This is a genomic window from Longirhabdus pacifica, from assembly GCF_004115085.1.
GTDB lineage: Bacteria > Bacillota > Bacilli > Paenibacillales > DSM-105158 > Longirhabdus > Longirhabdus pacifica.
Map to the genome: position 1 here is coordinate 21,016 of NZ_QXJP01000029.1, position 21,212 is coordinate 42,227.

At 34.2% G+C, this 21,212-nt stretch carries 19 protein-coding genes; 4 read left to right on the forward strand and 15 right to left on the reverse strand.

What is annotated here, in order from left to right:
* Window positions 1-27: 27 nt before the first annotated feature.
* From D1Z92_RS15785 to D1Z92_RS15825, 9 genes are all read right to left on the reverse strand, one after another.
* Window positions 28-1,914, reverse strand: coding sequence for a VirB4 family type IV secretion system protein (locus D1Z92_RS15785; RefSeq protein ID WP_128896648.1), 1,887 nt, complete (start codon window positions 1,912-1,914; stop codon window positions 28-30).
* The gene (locus tag D1Z92_RS15790; protein WP_128896649.1) at window positions 1,892-2,638 is read right to left on the reverse strand and encodes a hypothetical protein; all 747 of its coding nucleotides are present in this window, start codon (window positions 2,636-2,638) and stop codon (window positions 1,892-1,894) included. The genes D1Z92_RS15785 and D1Z92_RS15790 overlap by 23 nt, the downstream gene beginning before the upstream one ends.
* Window positions 2,616-3,455: a hypothetical protein gene (locus D1Z92_RS15795; RefSeq protein WP_128896650.1), complete on the reverse strand. Its 840-nt coding sequence runs from the start codon at window positions 3,453-3,455 to the stop codon at window positions 2,616-2,618. Before D1Z92_RS15795 ends, D1Z92_RS15790 begins: the two co-directional genes overlap by 23 nt.
* A 3-nt stretch (window positions 3,456-3,458) precedes the next feature.
* Window positions 3,459-4,307 (reverse strand): hypothetical protein, encoded by an 849-nt coding sequence (locus D1Z92_RS15800; RefSeq protein ID WP_128896651.1) that lies wholly within the window; start codon window positions 4,305-4,307, stop codon window positions 3,459-3,461.
* Between the two features lie 13 nt (window positions 4,308-4,320).
* On the reverse strand, window positions 4,321-4,638 hold the full coding sequence (locus D1Z92_RS15805; RefSeq protein ID WP_128896652.1) for a hypothetical protein: 318 nt from the start codon (window positions 4,636-4,638) through the stop codon (window positions 4,321-4,323).
* Between the two features lie 473 nt (window positions 4,639-5,111).
* On the reverse strand, window positions 5,112-5,327 hold the full coding sequence (locus D1Z92_RS15810; RefSeq protein ID WP_128896653.1) for a hypothetical protein: 216 nt from the start codon (window positions 5,325-5,327) through the stop codon (window positions 5,112-5,114).
* 83 nt (window positions 5,328-5,410) lie between these two features.
* Window positions 5,411-5,914, reverse strand: coding sequence for a metal-dependent hydrolase (locus D1Z92_RS15815; RefSeq protein WP_164931659.1), 504 nt, complete (start codon window positions 5,912-5,914; stop codon window positions 5,411-5,413).
* A gap of 67 nt (window positions 5,915-5,981) precedes the next feature.
* Entirely contained in the window at window positions 5,982-7,298 is a 1,317-nt protein-coding gene (locus tag D1Z92_RS15820; RefSeq protein WP_128896655.1) for an FtsZ/tubulin family protein, read from the reverse strand.
* 1 nt (window position 7,299) lies between these two features.
* A complete protein-coding gene (locus D1Z92_RS15825; RefSeq protein WP_128896656.1) occupies window positions 7,300-7,668 on the reverse strand; it encodes a hypothetical protein in 369 nt (122 codons plus the stop codon).
* 242 nt (window positions 7,669-7,910) lie between these two features.
* On the opposite strand from D1Z92_RS15825, the gene D1Z92_RS15830 reads away from it, so the two are divergent.
* The 3 genes from D1Z92_RS15830 to D1Z92_RS15840 all read left to right on the forward strand — a co-directional run bounded on the left by D1Z92_RS15830 (window position 7,911) and on the right by D1Z92_RS15840 (window position 15,222).
* The gene (locus tag D1Z92_RS15830; protein WP_240666781.1) at window positions 7,911-8,603 is read left to right on the forward strand and encodes a helix-turn-helix domain-containing protein; all 693 of its coding nucleotides are present in this window, start codon (window positions 7,911-7,913) and stop codon (window positions 8,601-8,603) included.
* Between the two features lie 81 nt (window positions 8,604-8,684).
* Window positions 8,685-9,851, forward strand: a complete 1,167-nt coding sequence (locus D1Z92_RS15835; protein ID WP_164931660.1) for an S-layer homology domain-containing protein — start codon at window positions 8,685-8,687, stop codon at window positions 9,849-9,851.
* 1 nt (window position 9,852) lies between these two features.
* Window positions 9,853-15,222, forward strand: a complete 5,370-nt coding sequence (locus D1Z92_RS15840) for a PKD domain-containing protein (protein WP_128896659.1) — start codon at window positions 9,853-9,855, stop codon at window positions 15,220-15,222.
* 67 nt (window positions 15,223-15,289) lie between these two features.
* Here D1Z92_RS15840 and D1Z92_RS15845 read toward each other — a convergent pair whose 3' ends face one another.
* From D1Z92_RS15845 to D1Z92_RS15860, 4 genes are all read right to left on the reverse strand, one after another.
* A complete protein-coding gene (locus D1Z92_RS15845) occupies window positions 15,290-15,712 on the reverse strand; it encodes a hypothetical protein (RefSeq protein ID WP_128896660.1) in 423 nt (140 codons plus the stop codon).
* A complete protein-coding gene (locus D1Z92_RS15850; protein ID WP_128896661.1) occupies window positions 15,705-16,475 on the reverse strand; it encodes a ParA family protein in 771 nt (256 codons plus the stop codon). The genes D1Z92_RS15845 and D1Z92_RS15850 overlap by 8 nt, the downstream gene beginning before the upstream one ends.
* Before the next feature lie 56 nt (window positions 16,476-16,531).
* Complete coding sequence (locus D1Z92_RS15855) at window positions 16,532-16,855, reverse strand: hypothetical protein (protein ID WP_240666777.1); 324 nt, start codon at window positions 16,853-16,855, stop codon at window positions 16,532-16,534.
* A gap of 93 nt (window positions 16,856-16,948) precedes the next feature.
* Window positions 16,949-18,655: a hypothetical protein gene (locus D1Z92_RS15860; protein WP_128896663.1), complete on the reverse strand. Its 1,707-nt coding sequence runs from the start codon at window positions 18,653-18,655 to the stop codon at window positions 16,949-16,951.
* A gap of 802 nt (window positions 18,656-19,457) precedes the next feature.
* On the opposite strand from D1Z92_RS15860, the gene D1Z92_RS15865 reads away from it, so the two are divergent.
* Entirely contained in the window at window positions 19,458-20,141 is a 684-nt protein-coding gene (locus D1Z92_RS15865; RefSeq protein ID WP_128896664.1) for a hypothetical protein, read from the forward strand.
* A 226-nt stretch (window positions 20,142-20,367) separates the two neighbouring features.
* Here the strand turns inward: D1Z92_RS15865 and D1Z92_RS15870 are convergent, their stop codons facing one another.
* Together D1Z92_RS15870 and D1Z92_RS15875 are read right to left on the reverse strand one after the other, a co-directional pair.
* A complete protein-coding gene (locus D1Z92_RS15870) occupies window positions 20,368-20,574 on the reverse strand; it encodes a hypothetical protein (protein ID WP_128896665.1) in 207 nt (68 codons plus the stop codon).
* Complete coding sequence (locus tag D1Z92_RS15875; RefSeq protein ID WP_128896666.1) at window positions 20,571-21,212, reverse strand: recombinase family protein; 642 nt, start codon at window positions 21,210-21,212, stop codon at window positions 20,571-20,573. Before D1Z92_RS15875 ends, D1Z92_RS15870 begins: the two co-directional genes overlap by 4 nt.

A 21,212-nucleotide genomic window follows, 5' to 3' on the forward strand; every position in this document is an offset into this window, starting at 1 on the left:
AGATCCACTTTTTGATGTCATCCATATTTAACTCGCTTCATCAAAAGCCGATGCCGTTACAAGATGCTTGATCTCCGGTATGATTTCAAGCTTAAATTCCGCACTATTCTTGTCGGTAATAATATACCCTTCCCCTTTATCCGCAACTTTGAGGTCATCAATGATTTTGTCATTGAGACCTAATTCATTTTTCAACTCTTCAATACCAACTGGTTTTTGTCCTACCGTTAACACGACAACCATACTCGTGTTATTTAGTATTTCTATGCCGAAGCCATTTGCATCTTTCAAGCAGTCCATAATATTTTGCCAAACGGTAGTTAATGCACCACCGTATTTTCTGCATCGTTTGGAATACTCATAAAAATACTCTGCTTCTTCATCGTTGTTGATAATCGACCATGCTTCTTCCGCATAGACCATGATTTGCTCTCTTAAATGGGCTGATAAATCTTGATTTCCCTTGATTGCATTTTCAATAAAATCTAGTACGATCCACAAAATGACTGGCCGTGTTTCATTGCTTAAATTTCTGACTCCGAAAGATACCCACTCATATTCCGTAATATCTACATTGCTATGCGTATTAATGATTTTCCCAGGGCCTTCTTCAATGAAGAAGGCTACTTCATCTCTCAAATTTTCTAAGGATTCATATTCTTTCATTTGACGGTCAATATCTGAGAGAGTAGGCATATCCGTCAAAGGACGCAATTTACGATTTTTTATCTTTATCGACCCTGCATCTTTCTGTACAGCTTCATAGAGTGTGTTGTAATCTTCCGTAAATCCTTTTTCTTCATATGCTGCACGTATACAACGTGCGATCAAACTTCTTTCCTTTGTCGTGATGTTCCCTGCCATTTTTCGATACAAATTAATGAGAAAATCTACTTTCCGATCAAAATAATCATATTTATCTTCCTCGTTACAACGAAGGTCACATGGATTGATTCTTAGATCTGAACGTTTCGAAAAATCGAGAAACAACCCTCCAACTTCCTTCGTAATGGCTTTGGTTTCGTTATCCCTATCGATGATGTATACCTTTGCTCCTCTGAGCCAGTATGAAAAATGTTCTTGTTTAGCAAACGTACTTTTTCCAGATCCAGAAGGTGCAATGATGGCCGCATTGGGATTTTTCATTTTGAAACGATCCAATAAAATCATGGAATCGTCCCCTTTATTTTGTCCGTAGTAAATGCCGGAGTTCATGCTTAAGCTGCTAGACGATAAGGGAAACAGATCTGCAATATTGGATGTCGTAAAATCTTGTACTTTTCCTAATTGATCCATCAGCAGTGGCAAAGTAGCATAAAAGGCTTGCTCATTTTGCCCATCGCAATTGTAAGCTTTCATGCCTTTTCGTCCCAACAACCGCTGTACTTTGCTCACTTCTTTTTCTAACTTCTCAAGTGTTGTTGCGTGAACATCAATATACGCAGACAAGACATAACTATTTTCTTTTTCATCAATCAGCTTATCTCGAAGTTCCGTATCTCTTTTCACTTGCGCTTCTTTATACCCATCACTTTTTTTTCGTTTTTCTAAAAAGCGAATGGCTTTGTTGTTATCGTCAATCCGTTTGTTTAAAAATCGGATAAAAAATTTATTGTTTACAGGAACAACGTGATAATTGATCACGGTATTAACATTGATGTGATACAAATCTTCCAAGTGATTATGCTGCAATATCGTAGGCCAACCAAAAACAAACAAAGTTTGAATATAATACTCGCCTACTTTACGATACGTCAGCGCTTTAAAATTCACAGGATGCGGAGCCATGTAATCTTTTTTCTCCTTCATCCCTCTTTGTATCAGCATCGGATCTTGAAACATTTCTTGCTTCGGCTGTCGATCTATTTCATACGTTTGCTTCTTCTTAGGCTTAGACTTGAGCCACTTTAACATGTTCGTCCTCCTTTCCTTCTACATGAAGAGGTATACCGTTGATCGGGACTTCTTCCCATCTTTGTATGACTGCCATCTCACGCCGATAAGCTTTGTACATATACGTTTCCAATTCATCTGTTTTCAATCGCTTAATGCCACTTCGTATTTTTTTTAATGACTCTTTCAAATCATCTTCTATTCCTTTAAAAATCTCGCTTACTTCTTGCATCTTTTCATTTTCATCCATACTTTTGAAGAAGTTCTTCTTCGGAATAAAAGAGTTAATGACATCCTTAATCATTTTTTGTGTACTTCGATCTACCTCATTCGTTTCTTGTCCAACACGATAGCCAATGATCAATTTCAATTCACTTTCCATCATTTTTTTTTCCTCTTTTTGCTTTTCAATAAAACCAATATAAGGATTAATCCATTTTGCACGGATAGGATCCACATGTTGCTTAATGCTTTTCATTTCCTGCACATAGTCATGAATGTCCAAAACCATGTTAATTCTTCGCCACTGATGACTAATCCTAAGCCCATTCACTGTTTCTTTAAAACGACCAATCGTTTTTTGTACTTCCGTCTCATTTTTAGATTTCATGTTAATTAAAGAGCAATCCAACACCATCACATACTCATTTTTGTTAATGATGATCATATCGTTTTCAATAGCTTCATAACCAAGCATGTCTTGCACAGTCTGTATATTGGATTTATTTTTTGTCCCGAATATCAACCTTGATCTCTCCTTTACTCCCTCGATGCAAACGAATCGTCATGGCTTCATGTAAAATTTCAATCGTGTTCATCGATGTCTCAAAAGCAATCGGTTGCTGCGTGGCATAAAACACTTTTTCTATTTTTTGCACTGCATCTAAATTCTCGATTTTCTTCTTTTTCATCTGCTTTTTCTTCTGTGTTGGCATAAATGGATCCACACTTTGCTTATCCACATGAAATACCGTTTGTTTTTTGACGGGCATACTGATGTTTAATCCTACTAAAGGAATTTGGAATACCTTTTTAAACTGAATATACTGTTTCCCTATTTGCATCACATATTTCTCAATATCTGTCCCATTCACGTCGATAAAAGCGATGATTCCTGCTAGTGCTAAAACAAAGACTCGAAGAAACATCACCAACCTGGATGATTCTACTTCCTCGAACTCATACACGAAAATACCAATCGATGTGGTTTGAATCATTTCATCATTGAGGTACATTTGATATTCATAACCATCTCGTTCTTCCCACTGTAAAATGACTTTTTTTCGTTCATACACAATGGATGGATCCACTTGGTATGATTGAAGCCCTGCTTTCATTTCTTCTTCCTCATCAGGAAGTGCGCCCCAATCTACTCCGTAATTTTCTTCAACAGCAACAGGAACCGCTTGTACATTCCATTGATATTGACTTTCATCTACACCACTAGGACGGATAAAAAAGAAAGCAATAACGAGTGCAATGATAATAATATTTCGTTCTCTTTTAGTGAAAATTCCGAAAACCGTACGTTGTTTTTCTCGTTTGTACACCGGTGATGCCATTTTTTACCCCCTTCCTAGCGATATAATTTGTTTCACTCCAAAACCAATAATAATAACAGGGAGTGCGAGTATGATGATGAACGTAAACAATGAAAGTAATACTTTATCGAATGGATTTCCCATGCTTACGGTGTAATCAAAGAAAAAGCTGATCCCCAGCATATGAATCGGTTTTATGATCACAAATCCGAATGTCAGATTGATCCACAAACGGAAAAAGCGATCGGTGTAAGGGATGGACGCTCCAACTAATGGAGAGGTCACTGTGAGAAAATCAATCATGGCATCACATATGAGATAAATACCATATAAAACGACCCATATAATAGAAAGAATACCGAGCAGTAAAAAACCTAAAAGCTGATAACCTGCATCTTTAAAATCATCCGTTCCTACTGGAACTTCAAAATCCACATTGCCTAATTGGATAGTAAAATAGTTTGCCATTTGCTGGATCATATCGATGATATCTGTACCAGCGTATATCATGAGTCCTCCACCAATACCTGTTAGCAACAGATTCTTTTCTTCGAAATGCAAACGTCCTGTCACAAATGGAGAACCCATGTTTACCCCTAAACGACTAACGACCATCCATGAAAACAAGACCCAAGCTAACCCCTTTAGAATGATTAACCATTTATGAATGATATCAGGATGCTCTTTATAGTAGGGATCTGCCAAACTTGACCGAATCCACTTTATGGATTCGGTCAACCATTCGTTTACTTCATTCTCTATCCAATTATTTATTTTTTCTCCTACATCAAAAAAGGCGTAAGTAGATTGTGTAGTGACAACCATAAAGATCATGGTTACCAAGATGATGAGAATACTTTTTTTAACATTCATCTACAACCCACCTTTAGAATAGGTCCTTAAACAATTCCATTAATAGAGGCCCTACTTGGATGGTGATCTGTAGAAGTACCACTGTCCATATTCCTTTTGTAAAGATTCCTTCCTGCTGTGAATCTCCTTGTGTTGCTGCTTTTTGTTTTAATAACAGCAATACAATGATGAGAATGGGAGCAATATACCATGAAATATCTTGTATAAAAGACCAAAAGTTTGATTCTACTGATTGTGCTTTTGTTTTTATTCCTTCTCCGACTGCAAATACCGATGAAGCAGACATGATCGCAACATAGCAACTAAGCATGAGTGCTGATATTTTTTTCATATTCCCTTTCCTTTCTATATGATGTGTATAAAGCATAGTGATTCATGAACCACCTCCTTTAATAAGTTCATTTAATTATATTAAAGTATTTAATTTCTATCACTTTATCTCAAAAAAATATGCAGAGATCCATACCTTAAAAATAAAAGGGATTGCGAAGCAATGACAACCTCCCTTCCTCGATTCTACCGACACAGCTTCTTTGAACATTCTTACAAAAACTGCTTTGAATCACCCACAAAAGCTTCCTCGAATCCACCCACAAAAAGCTTCCTCGAATCCACCCACAAAAAGCTTCCTCGAATCCACCCACAAAAAGCTTCCTCGAATCCGCCCACAAAAAGCTTCCTCGAATCCGCCCACAAAAAGCTTCCTCGAATCCGCCCACAAAGGTTTTGACCTTGACCTTGACCTTCTCACTCTCTCTTCTTCTATTTCATTGTCATCATTTTCTACTTTTACTATATCATTATTTACACTGTTTTCCCCTTGCCCCCGTCCTGATCATTTCGTCCTTCGACTGTTTTCACTTTTTCATTAGAAAAAGGTGGTCGAGGGAGTGGGGTCACGGATGGCTTTATAGCCGTGACCCCACTCCCGAAAGGACGAAATCCCAAGCAGGACGGGGGCAAGGGGCTTCCTGCATCTCCCACAGCACCATATGTTTCATACGTTTTTCGTAGAAGCATGTTAAAAACATACCAAAAACAGATCAATCTCATATCTTTATGATACAGCAATAATGATACAATTTCAATAGTTTTATATAATTTTATGGCAGCATAAAAAGACTTGATTGATATACAATCAAAAAAATTGAAATAGCTGTGAAGCCTATCATGCAAATGTGATCGATCCATTTTTCTCTTTTCCTCACCACATAGGAAGGTAATGATGTGTTTTTCTTACGAAATGAAATTCTTGTTTTCGTAAAAGGCCAAAGTAGATAGACCCCTCGCAAATTAAACATATCTAGTAAAATATGAGACAGAACACCAATAAAGAATGCAATAATCCACGTACTAGCCTTTGGGAAACATATACATAATATAGTAGCGATCACAAGGCTAGTGACAAGAGAGTGTGTTTCTTTTCGGTGCGTTACAAAAGGTAGTTTGAATAGTCTATTGGAGATCATGGTGTTTTTTTTATCGATATCAGGAGCTAATGCCCCAACCATCATACATAAAAATAATTGAGGTTCGATTAGCGTAATCGTATTCAATGATGTATATATGGTCGTTGCAAATGCAATATGCGTTGTACCTTTCAACATGATCCCTCCTTTTATCATATTAGATGATATAATATGATATTAAATGATATAATATAAATATCATATATTATTTCTTAAATGGATTAAACACACCATTTTCTTTTGTTTCTATTTTCTCTTCTTCTACAGGGGATTGCTGTTGAAACGGATTTCCACCTCGGATTTTTCTTGCATTCGTTTTCACTTCCACTTCTATCTTTCCACCTAATGTTAAACTTGCCTGAGCTGCTTTTTCTCGTTCTTTCCTTTGTTTCAAAAGTACCTCAGCTTCATTTCTCAATTGTTTCGCACGTACAGGTAATCCTCCCATACTTGCTATCGTATACACTAATGCATTTTTTTCACTACCCCAAGTTGCATACCCCACGTAAATAGATCCTTTAATTTTTTCTTTTAATTTCTTTCTCACCACTTCTAATGTATCTTGATTAATCATATTACGTTTTCGTGGTAATAAAATACTCATCCCTAATGCTTTTACATCGTTTTCGTAGTCGAAGCCATTTGCTAATACATTACGTCCTTCAAAAATAGAAACAATTTCTTGTATCAGATCATCTTGACCACGAATATCATCTAAATTAATTTTTTTCTTCATAAACGTTAAAATGCCGCCTGTTTGAAGAATGTGATTTTTTATATCTGCCGCATCCAATGTCAATTCAGATTTTAAAGAAGTAAGGACATTCCACTCATGCAAAATACTCGCGACTTTATAGTTAGAATACTTGTCCCAAGTCAAGTTTTGCATTTCTGGATTTTGCAAATGTTCTTCGATGATTTTTTGATTATCCAGTACGATGCAATTTTCTAATAACCGATAGTTCCCATCTTCGGATTGTCGATGTTCATTTAGTTTTGGAACCATTTCAGATAAAGAGTTGAATGCATTCAACGACTCTACTTCATCTGGATTAGGTAACGACACAATTGTACCTACTGGAATAGCTAAATAGTCTGCTACAATATCTACAAGCGCATTTACAATCCCTGTTCCCGTACCTCCACCTAGAGAGCTGCAAATATAAATCATTTCACAGTCTTTCATCACACGAACAATTTCTTCAAATAACCATTCTCCATTTTCCATGAATGCTTGCTTTCCAACACTCGGATCTTTTCCGACCCCTCTTTCATACCCTTTCAACACAAATTGATTGTTTTTAGGGACATTATGAAGACTACTAATGTCTCCAATATTGGAGTTGATGATGATGGTTGGGTACTGTGGCTGGTTCGTCTTAGGATTCCATATGGATGCAAACGCATCTACAATCTTAGATCCACCTTGTCCCAAACCAATAAATCCGTACTTTAGTGAAGCTTCTGCTTCCTTTTGCATTACAAAACTCTCTAGTCTCCATGATTTTTCTATCGTTGTCATTTTAACTTCCTCCTTCTTCCATTACCTTTTTCAAGACTTTGCTGCCTCGTAAAATACTACTGTTTTCTTCGATGTAATCTTGAAGAAATTCTTTAGCAACTTCCCCTGTTTCCGTTAAAAAATACTTATACGCGACTCCCTCCTTAAAATAATCAACAAATGTTGCTCCTTCTAATTTTGCAATACTCTCGTTGATGACCGATTTAAACTTTTGACCATATATATTTTCTTCATCTTGGAATACAGCTTGTTTGAAAGTTTTGGCAATGTCTGTTTTGGATATTTCTTTGTTCGTCCAGATGATGTAGAAAATATCTATAACCTCATCTCTAAATATCTTTTTACAGATATCTTCGATTGGTATTTGCAATGAATGTCCCTCCTTTACTTCTCTCTTGCTATTATTATAACATAGTATGACATAATATAACAATAACATTATATGATATAAAGTGATATTATATTATATAATGTTATTGTAAATAAAAATCATCTTAGGATCCCTATAATCGACGTTATACAACTTACAAAATGTAAGAAAATGTATATGTTGGTTGGTCGGTTCTGTTCTTATATGATATAATTCGAACTAAAAGAGAACGAGTTGTGATTATGAAAAATGTTTCTATAGATACCATAAAATTAAATCTCACCCATTTAGCAGATGTCTTTAATATTGACTATGTCACCATGCATCAAATTAAAGACGAGCTTGAAAACTTAAATAGCGAAGATAAAAGATTAACTTATAATAATGAACAAATACAAAATTTTCTTATTAAATGTAAAGAAAATAATTTCTTATACTTATTTGAAACAGATATTACAGAACCATTTTGCAGTCGTCTATTAGTATCCAAAGAATACAATCTTCAAGAAGAGGATGAATGGGTTGAACCGAAAATTTTAAAATTCTTGTTAGATTACTCAGCATGGGATATTTCAAAATTACGTGAAGAAAAAAAAGTAAAGTTTAAACAAGTGGAAAATCAGAGAGTCAAAAAGGGATCAAAAAGCTCCCTTATTTTTTTATACGAAAAAAGTTCCCTCATCCATTACATCGAACATCGTTATGATTCATCAAAATTGAAAAAGATATATATTGATATGTTGATCAGTAAACAATTTTTAACGGTAAAAGAAGCAATGAAGTTCGCTGGGGAATACAATATTGAAATAAAACAAGCCACTTTCTACCGTAAAATAAACAAACATAAAATTCCTGCAACAAGGATAAATAAAGCACTTCGCATCCCCAAAAGAGAGTTTTTAACTTTTTTACACGAAGAATATGGGGTGACTTAGGCTTTTTTCTTCATTAATAAATTGATACATTTTCAATACTTTGATAAAATTAAAAGAAAATAATTTAGGGAGATGAATACATTGAAAAAAATCATAGTAATGACGCTACTTCTATTTACTTTTTCTACTTTGGTAGCATCAGCAAACTTTAATGATGTTTCTGAGCATTGGGCGAAGGCGCATATTGATTGGGCAGTATCTGAGGGTTATATCAGTGGGTATCCAGATGGAACTTTCCGTCCGGATGCAACCATCACTAGGGCCGAATTCACTTCAATATTAAAAAGGGTGTCAGATTTAGAAGTTTCAAATAAACAATCCTCATTTACGGATATTACAAATCATTGGGCAAAAGATGAAGTTATGGCTGCTGTTGCTGCTGGTGTAATTGTAGAAAATGAATATGGAACTGCATTTCAACCTGACACACCAATCTCAAGATTAGAGATAGCTAAAATGATCGCTAGAGCATTAGCAATAGATGAGAAATACAAAACACTGCTAGACTCATTTAAAAGCTTATACAACGGTGATTTGCCGCTTATTGACTACAGAGAATTTAAGCAAGATGATGTACCGCATCTTGCGATGGTGTTCGGCGCAAGAATTATGAATGGCTATCCTGATTCCTCTTTTCGAATCGAAGAAAAAGCCACTAGAGCCGAGGCAACGACCATGTTGCATATTTACCACACAGCGAAGAATAACACACCAGAAAATTATCAATATCTTAATGAAATGGAAGAAGTAGCATTATACGGTACGAATGCTCAAACAATATCGAATTTAGAGAGAGCTAAAAACATACAAACAGATAATATGACATTAGACCACAACAACTATACTGCAACATTGAAACGTGCTTATATTATTCCAATTAAAGGTGATATCGTAAGTATGTATGAACGTAAATTTTTATGGGATCGCTCTAATTTAGAAGATCGTTATTTAAATGCAGATGCATATGTTATTGGTGTAGCAGATGTCACCTTTAAAAAAGATGGGGGAAGATCATTATATTTCCAAAGTCTTATGATGTATCCTAGTTCAGCTTTTGGAGATGCACAAGCAAGTAAACAATTTGATTTCATCTTCCCTTGGATGTATGAAGATGTCAAAGTCAAGAAAAATAGCACATATGAGATTGTTTTATATGGTTCAATGAGGAAAGATTATAATTCTAGTGACTTTAACGTTGGAGAAAATCAAATCTATATATTATCTAATCTAAATAAAGGAACTGAATAAAATGAAAAAGTGTCAAGTTATTTTGGTCATCATCGCACTTTTATTTAGTTTCATACCTACTACAACAATTGCAGCAACAACAAAGATTACCGTGACAGCAACTAAAGAATATTATCCAGGATATATTTGGTGTCAACATCAAAATGGTGATTGGAGTACCTGGAGTGAAATAGACGGGTATAAATACGCAAGTGATGCAGGTGGTGAACCTGCTCTAACTAAGGTTAGAAATTTTGCGATATTAGAACATCCTAAAGCATGGAAAGATAACCAAAACAAACAATACTCTCTATCTGAAGTGAAAAACATACAACATGTATTTGATGGGGAATATCCGAGAATGGGAGACACTGCTGACTCAAAAATACAAGGATCTTTTGGTATGGAAGATGGAAAGCTCATCATTGAAGGATACACAGGGAAGGGGATATATAAACTTAACGGCACAGATGCTTGTGGAGGAAACAATGGGGTAAATTACCCTTTCCCTATAGTTGTAAAATGGCAGGGTGAAATTGAGGTAACAACAACAGAAGCAACAGCACATATTATGCATTTCACTGAAAAAGGACAAAGCCTAAACAGTGTATTCGGAGATAGTCAAGAAACACTAGAAGAAGGGATAAGCTACTCTTTTAAACATCCCACGGATAATGATTACATCTATAAAGGATACAAAATTAAAGAGGGTGTACCTCCTTCCGGATCTACTAAAAATGGTGATCCACCTTCTTTCACTTATGACGGCAGCTATGACAAGTTATATGTATACTTCTATTACGAAAAAAAGGGTGGTGGCGATCCAGACCCTGATCCTGAACCGAATGGACCGATAGCTGCCTTTCGATATACGCCATCAAGTCCAAAAGCAAATCAAAATGTCAGTTTTAAGGATGAATCTACCCATCCTGACGGGCTAGATATCGTCAAATGGGAATGGAATATTGATGGGACCAAATCAATGAAGCAGCATCCTACTTACACCTTTCCCAAAGAAGGTAAATACAATGTCACCTTAAAAGTTACAGACGAAAATGGAAAAACGGATAGCATCACTCATCCCGTTACCGTTGATTTACCTAACCTTCCCCCAAAAGTTAATATACGTGGTGAGGATACAGTATATGTAGGGGATACAGAGTATTATCGGGCAAATGCATCTGATCCAGATGGTTATATCGCTATGTACGAATGGGATATGTCGGGTGATAGCGAGGACAAAATGAAATTCATATCAGATACCGATGGGCAACGAGTGAAAATTGAGTTTCTCCAAGAAGGAGAAACGGAACTGTATGTGGGAGTTGAGGATAACCGCGGTGAATACGCATGGGATACAGAGACCATTACAATTCTTCCACCAATCCCTATTGCAGATATTTCTTCGTCCGGGGATTTTAAAGTAAATAGAAAAATTACAATAGATTCCAAAGACAGTTGGTCACCAGACAGTTTCCCATTAGATCACAGCAAAACTAAATGGACAATTACACCAGTGGAAGGACAAGATAACAATTCTATTAAATACATTGGTAGTTTAAATAGTGTGTCTAAAAAAGACACGTTATATAAAGAAACAGGAAGATATAAAGTTACGTTATACGTAGAAAACACGGCAGGATATTCGGATACAGATGAAGCCATTATAGAAATTTATCCTGACGAACCACCTGTTGCTTTATTTGATACATCAAAAACCGTGCTGCGAGAAATTACAGATGGTAACGCACATATTGAAATGACGGATAATTCATATTCACCAGATGGAGACAGCATAGCAAAACGTCTCTGGTATTATCGTTTCGATAAGGATAATGATGGAAACTTTGAAGAAGAAGTATGGAAAACATTTAGTGACCAAAACGAAGAAAATCCAGAACTTATCCAAGAACATGTAGGAAAATATGAATCTTATCATGAAGTATTTGAAGCAGATTTCGATGACCCGTTCGTTTCTCAATTCGTGACTAAAGACGAAGTTTTATCCGATACATCCGCAATTGAACGCATAGAAGTCATCAATATTGCCCCTGCTATATCCCTAGAAGCAACGAACCAAAAGAAAGTTAAACTTATAGTAGAGGTTGGAGATACAACGTACAGCAAAGCAGATGTAGAAGCAAAGATAAATGATACTGTGATTCCAGCATTAGTATCAAAAGGAATGGATGTATCTGCTGTGGTTGAAAAAACACCTACTCGACCAGTCAAAGAGATGGTTGCAGATGCAAGAGGTCGTATTAATAGTTGGTACAAAAATTTCAAAGGAGTAACAGGTGACTATTTTGTTTTTGGTAGATATTATTACAATCCAAAAACAAATAAATCAGATGGTTTTGAAAGTTTTGTTGGTGGAGGATACGATGAAGTTTTAAGAAATTCTCTATATATTTATGGAGATGGATATAAACATTATGATGATGATGGCGAAAAATTTAGATTTTTGACTAGACAATATATCCCTTCTGGCTCGGATGGAGGATATTGGTTTGGCGGAAATCGATACGACGAAGATGATAGCCTATATCTAAATAGTTATACGAATCAAAAAGGAAATTTAGTATGGAGCTATGAGCTGCGAAGCTCTTCCAAAAAAAATGGGATTTATGATCGATATGATCACCCTTCTAGTGGAGATGATCCACTCATCAAAGGCGAATTCCGTTATGTTGGTATTGACGAGAGTAATAAATATATTTTCTATACTAAAGATTACGATACTTATGATCGAATTTATATGTATGATCGTGAAACAGAAAACAGCACAAGAAGCAGTCATTCAGGAAGAATACTTGAAGTGACGAATGATTATTTATATTACAAAGATAACAATGGCGGAGAATTGCAAAACATGATTCGTCGATGGAACTTTAAAACCAACGAATCTAACATTGTTATGTCTTATGACGATGCTACGCACCTTAATTTAAATAGTCCACTAACGGATGTGGAAGAAAAGTGGCTATACTATAAAAAAGATGGCTTGCGTAGAGTGTCATTGGAAACTGGGAAAAAAGAAATGGTACATCCAGACGCTGCTAGTTATTACATTGGAGTAGATGGAGCATATATTACAACGGATAACGGTTTAGTAGTATATAAAGCTCATAGATCCAACTCTGTGGATTTAACAAAAATTAAAGATATAAAAGTCAACGATGAGGAATTAATTGTTGTTCCTATCGATGATAAAAAAATCTATGATTTTACTGATCCTAAAGTAAAAGAAGAAGTGAATCAAAGCATATTAGATCACCGTGGTTACTATTTTCCCATTGGGAAAGCAGCAACCAATAAAACGCAGCATCAAAGTATTCTTAAAATCAACAACGGAACCTTTATTGAGAATACCAATTTAGATGCTGTCATGAATACGCTACGTGATGAAATTATAGCTGCAATATATACTCCACCATCAAATGCAACTTACATTACTTTAGACGAATCTGCGGAGTATTTACTGAATTATATAGATCGAGAAAATGATCCTAAATTCAATGAATCCTATACGTATGTGCATGATCCTCATGTATTTGATAATAGTATGGGAATTTCAAAATATCATAATGTAACTCGAACATCACCAGTTGAAACTTTTGATGTAAAAGGATTATTTCAAATTAAAGCGAAAGCACAAGACAACCCTGTCGGAGATGATTTGCATTTTGTAGATTATCGCTTATGGTCGAATGAATCTATTGCCAATATATACGTACATGAAAGGCCTGTAGCCAAGATCGATTACACGATTTACGAAAATCCAGATAAATCTTGGGAAGATTTTATCTCTTTAGATGGATCTGCATCTTATGACCCCGATTATATATTTTCTAGGTCAGACAAAGGTATTGCAGAGGAGGAGTGGATGTGGAGAGAAATAAAATGGGATGATGGCGAAATTATAGAATATGGGGATTGGAACAAAGGAAAAATACCAGACAAGCACGTCTTAGACCGGTGGTCTCAATATACTGTTTCACTGAGGGTGAAAGATATACACGGGGCATGGAGTGAACCAGACATTCAGATACTTGAACATACAAAATTCAAGGCGGGCTTTACTCTTTTTCCTAAAGTTGGATATATCGACACCGATATAAATGTTATGAATCTAGCATATCACGAAGAAGGGGAAGAATTAGATATATGGTATTATCTTTTCAAAAAAGATGAGAATGGAGATTATCAACGATATCAAGTAGGAAATTATCCGTGGCAAAATACTATATATGAGGAAGATTGGACAAGAGTTTTTGAAGATAGAGGAGATTACAAAGTTACACAATCGGTTAGATATGAAGATGAGGATGGGGATTATGAATACAAAAATGAGGATGACTATTTTATTATCATCAATCGTCCTCCAACGGTAGAAATTACAAACCCATCTAGTAATGATGATAAAAACCCTACTATCTTTGATGATATACCAACGTTTGCTTGGGATTTTATAGACCAGGACAATGATCCCCAAGCCAAATTTAGGATCAAAGTTTATAACTACAACAATGATCTTGTTAAAGATTCTGGAGAGGTATCAGCAGCTAATGACACTTGGTTTCCAAGTCAACTTCCGGAGGACACGCCTTTATTTGTTATAGCAGAAGTCTACGATGGGTATGATTGGTCACAAAGCAGTCCTAAATACTTCTTTATAAAAGGGAATGATGCTCCAATCGCTGATTTTACATGGAACCCTACTGAACCATGGGAAGGAGATACGATACAGCTCATAGACCAATCTAATGATCCAGACGGTGATCCATTAGAATATGATTGGAAAATTATAAATCCTAATAATGTTGACGAATATTCATCACAACAAAACCCTGTAATAACAAATGCAATAACAGGAACATACACGGTTACGTTAACTGTTACTGACCCCGATGGTGAAACAGATTCTGTTAAAAAGAATATTTTCGTAAATAGTAACTTTTTAGCAATAGATATAAAACACAGTACAGTTGAAATATACCCTTCCACCACTTCATGGGAAGATCTTAGAATAGAGAGAAATAGACAAGAAGCTGTATTCTGGGCAGGAGAGCCATTCCTTAGCGTCGCATCAACATCATCAAATGCTAAGGATGTACAAGTGTCATTTGATTTTCCAAAAGCAGAATATAAAATTTCAGAAATATATTCATCGGAACCGTATCCTGATTTTGCTGGAACAATTAATCTCACATCAACTAACGATATAAACTGGAGCGGTAAATACGGAAATGGATTACAATATTATTTTATTCCTGACGGAAATTACAACATCACGTTCACTGCTACGTATGAAAATGGAACTCAAAAAAGCTTAATATATAATCTGGTGATTCAAGATTCTGGTTTACCAGTGATCGCACTAATAAAATAGAGAGAGGGGATCTCGCATCCCCCCTCTCTCTCTACTAATAATAATATTAATAATAACATTAACATTATTATTCTAATTCACTAAATAACTTACGTAATGCTTCATTGACTATTTTACTTTTAATGCCTTTTGCTCCTTTTCCACCTTTTTTACTGAGTTCGTTCAATATATGAGCAATATGCTCATCTAAATATACCCCCACTAAAACCTTCTTTTTTTCCTCAGTAAATATACTATCCATAATATTAACATTTTTATTAATACTAATATTATCATTAACGCTATTGCTAATATTAGTATTAATAATATTATTTTCGTTATGATTATTTTTTTCATTAATATTAGTATTAACATTGGTGTTAACACTATCATCAATATTATTATTAATAATATCTTCATTAATAATATGCGTATTATCATTTTCATTAATATTAATATTATTATTAGCTACTTGATTAAAATTTGCTAAAGTTCTTTTTTTTCTAGCCATTTGTAATCTCCTTTGCTAGTTCATAATAAGATGCAACTAATTGATTTGTATGATCCGTTAAACTAGCTGGTAAGCCGTCATAAGCAATAGATGATGCGAAACGAACTGAGCGAGGAATAATCGTATCAAAAACCTTTATATCATGATTCATACAATATTTCCTACATTCCTGTAACACTTCTGAATGTAAAATGGTTCTTAAATCTACTAATGTTGCAACAACACCTAATATGTTCAAATTAGGGTTGTGTTGATTTTTAAAATCTTCTATTGCTTTCAGTATCTTTAATAAAGACCGCATAGAATAGCTTTCAGGTTGAAAAGGTATAATGACTTGATCAGAACAGGATAAAACATTTCCTTGAACCAAACCCATATTAGGTGGAGTATCGATTAATATATAATCATATTGATCCTTTAAATCTAAAATTTTATTTTTAAGTAATGAAAATGGATTTTTATAATTTGAATTATTTAAAACATCAAACTCAAAAAAAGCCATATCATCATTTGCCGGTATCACATCAATATTCTTATAAACATTAAAAATTGCATCCTCAGCTTTCACATCTTCAACTAAAACATCGTAAATCGTATATTCATAATCATCTGGATTTTTTCCGAAACTTAAAGCAACATTACCTTGATTATCTGTGTCAACAATCAGTATCTTATGTTTTTTAGAAAAGACACCAGCCAGATTAGTTGTTATAGATGTCTTTAATACCCCACCCTTATTAGTCGATATAGCCCATACAGCCATAAAAACTACCTCCTTAATATTAATGTTAATATTAATAATACTACAAATATTTAAAATTACCTTCCATCTCTATAATCCAAAATTTTCTGTTGAATTTGTTGCTCTGAAAATCCTTTATCACGATAAAAATTGATCATATAATCTTCAGCACGACGATTAATATTTTTTTGAGGTAACGTTTCCGGTGTCCATCCTTCATCTATAGCACGACGTAAAAAATTCAAAGGGGATTTTACCGTTCTAGGAGACTGACGAAGAATAAGCAATAATTCCAGAACTCTATCATAAGGCAAAGGCGATAACAGAGAAAGAACTTCATCAGACGGATAAGTTAAAGTAGCAATTTGATAAGATTGGATAATAGCAGATACTTTGTTCACAATAAAAAACCTCCTAATGTTGTGGTAGCCGCAGGTGCGGCAAAGGGTTTATAAGAGCGGTGACTACTAAAAAACTCCAATAAAAAGGTAAACTCAAAGTAACCGGTAAAGACCTAACCCCTTAGATATTGATATAGGGCGCGGAGAATGCGATGCCAGATGTTCAGAAAATGTATATGTATCAAGGGTTATCTGATCTTTATTGTCAGTCTTCCGGATCCATTTAGACTGCAATTTTTTTATTTTTTTATAATCTATTAACTGGGATATACCGAATGATAGCTTTATAGTAGAACTAAAAAACGTCACCATACCATTCTTTTTTAGTTCTTTTATAAAGTAAAAATAGCTTCTATCCGATAGTTTTAAAGCTGCTTGAATAGACTTCTTTTTAATTTTACTTAAAAATCCTCCTTGTACCGTGCGATAGCATTTCGTGATCAACAATAAAAATTGACGCAACCGGACACCGCCTAGTTTTTTAAAGACATGAAGAAACAAGTACGGTACTTTATATCCTTTTTTTCGTTCAAATTGAATATAGCCATCTTCACAAATTGAAAGTGATAGCTTTTTACATATACGCATATATTGTTTTACATGATGATGTTGTACTTCTTTTATATTTTTTATCCCTCGTAATAATCCTTCATATGACATTCGAAAGTATAGTTCAATATCCTGTATTGGCCATTTATCTTGATATATTTTTTTTACGTGTTCTGTATAGATCATAAAATCATTTTGAGGTTGCTGTGTTTCATTCACCTTAGAAAAAGGACAAGTAGCACAAAGAGAACCAGGATCGATTTGTCCTCCGGAGGATAAATAGTCTCGTACTTGCTGACATGAAAATTTAGTTTGATGACGTTCTACGCTGCGTAAAGGACTAGTAATGTCCTGGTTAGAAACATGTCCCTCAAAACATGCAGCAGCTTCATAGATATAATCTGTTTCTATGCCTCTTTGATGCGCATCTATGGCCATGGATACAATGACTTTATTTCTGATTCCTTTATGCACTTGTTCAGGAAACGTTTTAAAATAGCTTATACATTGACGTTCACAAGAGTTAGCAAAATACGCTTCATACCGATTTGAATTAGATAGAGACTCACATTCTTCAATAAACGCATTCCAATCTAGCGATTCATGGCATGGAGCATAAATATGATCAAGATTGACTATACTAGAAGTAAACTCTTTGAGATGGGTTCGAACTAATAGCAATTGTTCAAATGAAATAGGAACCGTATACCCTTTTCCTTTCATTTTGTATTTAGAGTTAAAAGTACGAATAATACGGGTGGAGTCGTATATAGATAGATCAACAGAAGATAAACTAAGATCACTAATCATCTTTTTAGTTATGTTTTTATTTCTCATACTAAGTTGTTTACCACTACCAATGCAGGAGTAGATGTCTGGATTGACGGCCATATAAATAGATCCACCTCCTGTGATCCAGGTGAAAATATCATCTCTGTGTACACCATGCCGCTGCAAATATTCATGCACACTAATTGCATCATGGAGTTGAGAAGTTCTACTTTTCTCAAACTCTATCAACCATGGCATTCTAATTGTTTCCTCACTTTCAATTCTCACCTTTCTTTCTTCAAAAGAAGATACAGGAGAGGAAAAAGAAGCAATGGATATAAATGATACGATAGGATTGTGCTGTATAAAAGTGAGTCCAGTGTATGAAGGTAATTCCCTGTACTTGGTATAAAATTTTCTTGTTCTAAATTCATGATATTTAAATTTTCCATTGTACCAACATTGTTTTAACGTTTTCATAGTACACCTCGATTTTATTTATCATGTCGAAATTTGTAATATATATAGTAATCCATTTGATTAATAGAATTATTTATGCTATAATGTCTCGACAGCTGAAAAAGGCAAACTTTAAGCAGACCTCATATTGTCCGTTTTAAAAAAAGGAAATAAAAGGCTTTTTTGTTTTTTTGTTTTTTTGTTTTTTTGTTTATTGTGTTTCTGTTTTGTTTTGCATTTGTTTTAATTTTTTAGGTTTTCATAGTTTGTATTTGAACAATTTGGGAGAATTTGTTCAATGGTTGAGATTGGGAGATCTCATTCTTACTTAGCTGTTACGGTTTAAACTCAAATTTTTTGAGTTTTTTTCTTTTTTATATAGAAAAAAGCGATCCTCAATGATAGGTACATTACGTACACCACTAAAGATCGCTTCATTCTTCAAAAATTATATTAGATCCCTTTTATAGATCAATACACTAAAAGAAATCAATAAAGGACTTGAAATAGAATGCTATAACTTGATATAATAAGTATATAACTTATGTAAATCAAGTCGATCCTCGTAGTTTGGTACGAGATTGACACGTGCGATGGATAAGAGCTGCCAACTCGAATTCATCGCTTTTTATTATTCATTTTTTTGAGATTTAGTTGTAAAACGACAAAATTCATCGTTAAGAAAATACTACCATAACCAAGAGAAAATATCAAAAGTTTTTTTTATAGAAAACCAATAGATTGATAAAATAGACTCTTGTTTTTCATGATATTTATCCTATAATTATGACATATGAACTAAAACATAAGAAGGGATACATGCATGAAGAAAAAAACTAAAGATATTATGATACCTAACTGGCATCGATGGACATTATCTTTTTTCTTTGAAGAATTATCACACCTACTACTTACCGTTTTCATATTTTTGTTTATTACTCTCCATTTTTATCAATCTGTCCAGTTAATTAAATTGATAGCCTACTTCACTTTGTTTTTATTTTTTTACTTAATAGTTGCCTATTTGGTTTTCTATTACTATAAATTAAGAGCAAGAAAAAGTATGCTTCAATACTTTTCAGTACATTCTATCTTTCCCATTTTTCTTAGTCTATTCATTTTACTCAAATCTCCACAACTAGCATTAAAAATTGCTCGTAAAAACAAAGTGACAAAACTACATGTAAAGACCAGTGCATTGAAAAAAATATTGCATGGTTCTACTAAAGAAAGACTAAAGTCAGCGATACATCTAATGCGTGAAGACATTGAAAAATTAGTAAAAGTTCCTGGTGTTTATTTTGGTGTTACTTACATTGGAATAGGTAAATCAAATATAAACTATATCAAGGAATATGGCGAATTTTATGAGCTTAACGGAACATTAGATTTTGTCACAAGATTCATTATCAAAGGTTGGTATAAAAAAAGGGAACAAAGAAAAATATTCGGTAAAGTTTTGAACAAAAAAAGTAAATGGAAAACATTCATCGTAATTATATATTAACATTAATATTAATATTAATGTTATATAGTCCCACTATGATAAAGTTCATATATGAGGGCAAGCAAGCAAAGAATAAAAAACACACCTTTTACGCCTTTAAAAAAGAATATAACCAATTTAATCATAACAACTATTGTTAGAATCAACATAAATAAACCAAGTAAGCCCGATATGCCGAAAAATTGCAATTGATTTAAAATATTCATCATAATCACCTACCTATTATTTAAATATTACGTGACAAACTGATTTTCCTGTACAAAGCAATTATAGCTCTGTTATTTTTTTCAAATTCAATATTCCTTAGACTAGGTATCTTATATTCTTTCTCTAATACTGTCATTAAATCAGCTAGTTTTTTATCCCTATCAACTGTACTCAGACTTTCTTTCATTATATTTTCATATTGAGAGTTATATTTATTTAAACTCATCCCATTTCTCCCTTCTCCTTCTCGTACTCTTTCACAATTTTATAGAAGGTACTTTTTTTCAATTCAAGCATACCCATAAACTCAACAGCAGTCATCTTTTTTTGTTTCCATTTGTCGAAATTCATTTCCAAACAGGATCGTTGTTTTTCTGAAAGAGTATTAACATTTTTCTTAGGACGGCCAAATTCAATACCCATTTCTTTAGCTACCGCAATTCCTTCTTTTTGACGTTGTAATATTTTTTTTCGTTCTTGTTCAGCTACATATGCAAATATTGAAAGAAACTGATCTTCCAATAGCTTTCCTATATCACCCATAGTTCTAAATTTCCGGCTATCGAACAGCGTGTCATTTTCTAATGACACAACGTCTGCATTAATCTCTCTTGTTATATGCTGCCATTCTGTTCGAATCCCATCATACGTTCTTCCCAAGCGATCTATCGCATCAACAAACAAAACATCACCTTCACGAAGTATTCTTTTCATTGCTTCATAACCAGGACGGTTATAATATTCTCCGGTGAATTTATCCACGAATATCATTCTTTCTTGAATACCTAAATCCAACAACATCTTTTTAAGTTGTCGTGCTTCATTTTGATCTTTAGATGAAACACGTACATAACCTATTCTCAC

Coding starts and splice junctions, on each gene's coding strand:
- D1Z92_RS15785 (WP_128896648.1), bottom strand. CDS start 1,914: ATGTTAAAGTGGCTCAAGTCTAAGCCTAAGAAGAAGCAAACGTATGAA.
- D1Z92_RS15795 (WP_128896650.1), bottom strand. CDS start 3,455: ATGGCATCACCGGTGTACAAACGAGAAAAACAACGTACGGTTTTCGGA.
- D1Z92_RS15800 (WP_128896651.1), bottom strand. CDS start 4,307: ATGAATGTTAAAAAAAGTATTCTCATCATCTTGGTAACCATGATCTTT.
- D1Z92_RS15805 (WP_128896652.1), bottom strand. CDS start 4,638: ATGAAAAAAATATCAGCACTCATGCTTAGTTGCTATGTTGCGATCATG.
- D1Z92_RS15810 (WP_128896653.1), bottom strand. CDS start 5,327: ATGCTTCTACGAAAAACGTATGAAACATATGGTGCTGTGGGAGATGCA.
- D1Z92_RS15815 (WP_164931659.1), bottom strand. CDS start 5,914: ATGTTGAAAGGTACAACGCATATTGCATTTGCAACGACCATATATACA.
- D1Z92_RS15820 (WP_128896655.1), bottom strand. CDS start 7,298: ATGACAACGATAGAAAAATCATGGAGACTAGAGAGTTTTGTAATGCAA.
- D1Z92_RS15830 (WP_240666781.1), top strand. CDS start 7,911: ATGAAAAATGTTTCTATAGATACCATAAAATTAAATCTCACCCATTTA.
- D1Z92_RS15840 (WP_128896659.1), top strand. CDS start 9,853: ATGAAAAAGTGTCAAGTTATTTTGGTCATCATCGCACTTTTATTTAGT.
- D1Z92_RS15845 (WP_128896660.1), bottom strand. CDS start 15,712: ATGGCTAGAAAAAAAAGAACTTTAGCAAATTTTAATCAAGTAGCTAAT.
- D1Z92_RS15850 (WP_128896661.1), bottom strand. CDS start 16,475: ATGGCTGTATGGGCTATATCGACTAATAAGGGTGGGGTATTAAAGACA.
- D1Z92_RS15860 (WP_128896663.1), bottom strand. CDS start 18,655: ATGAAAACGTTAAAACAATGTTGGTACAATGGAAAATTTAAATATCAT.
- D1Z92_RS15865 (WP_128896664.1), top strand. CDS start 19,458: ATGAAGAAAAAAACTAAAGATATTATGATACCTAACTGGCATCGATGG.
- D1Z92_RS15870 (WP_128896665.1), bottom strand. CDS start 20,574: ATGAGTTTAAATAAATATAACTCTCAATATGAAAATATAATGAAAGAA.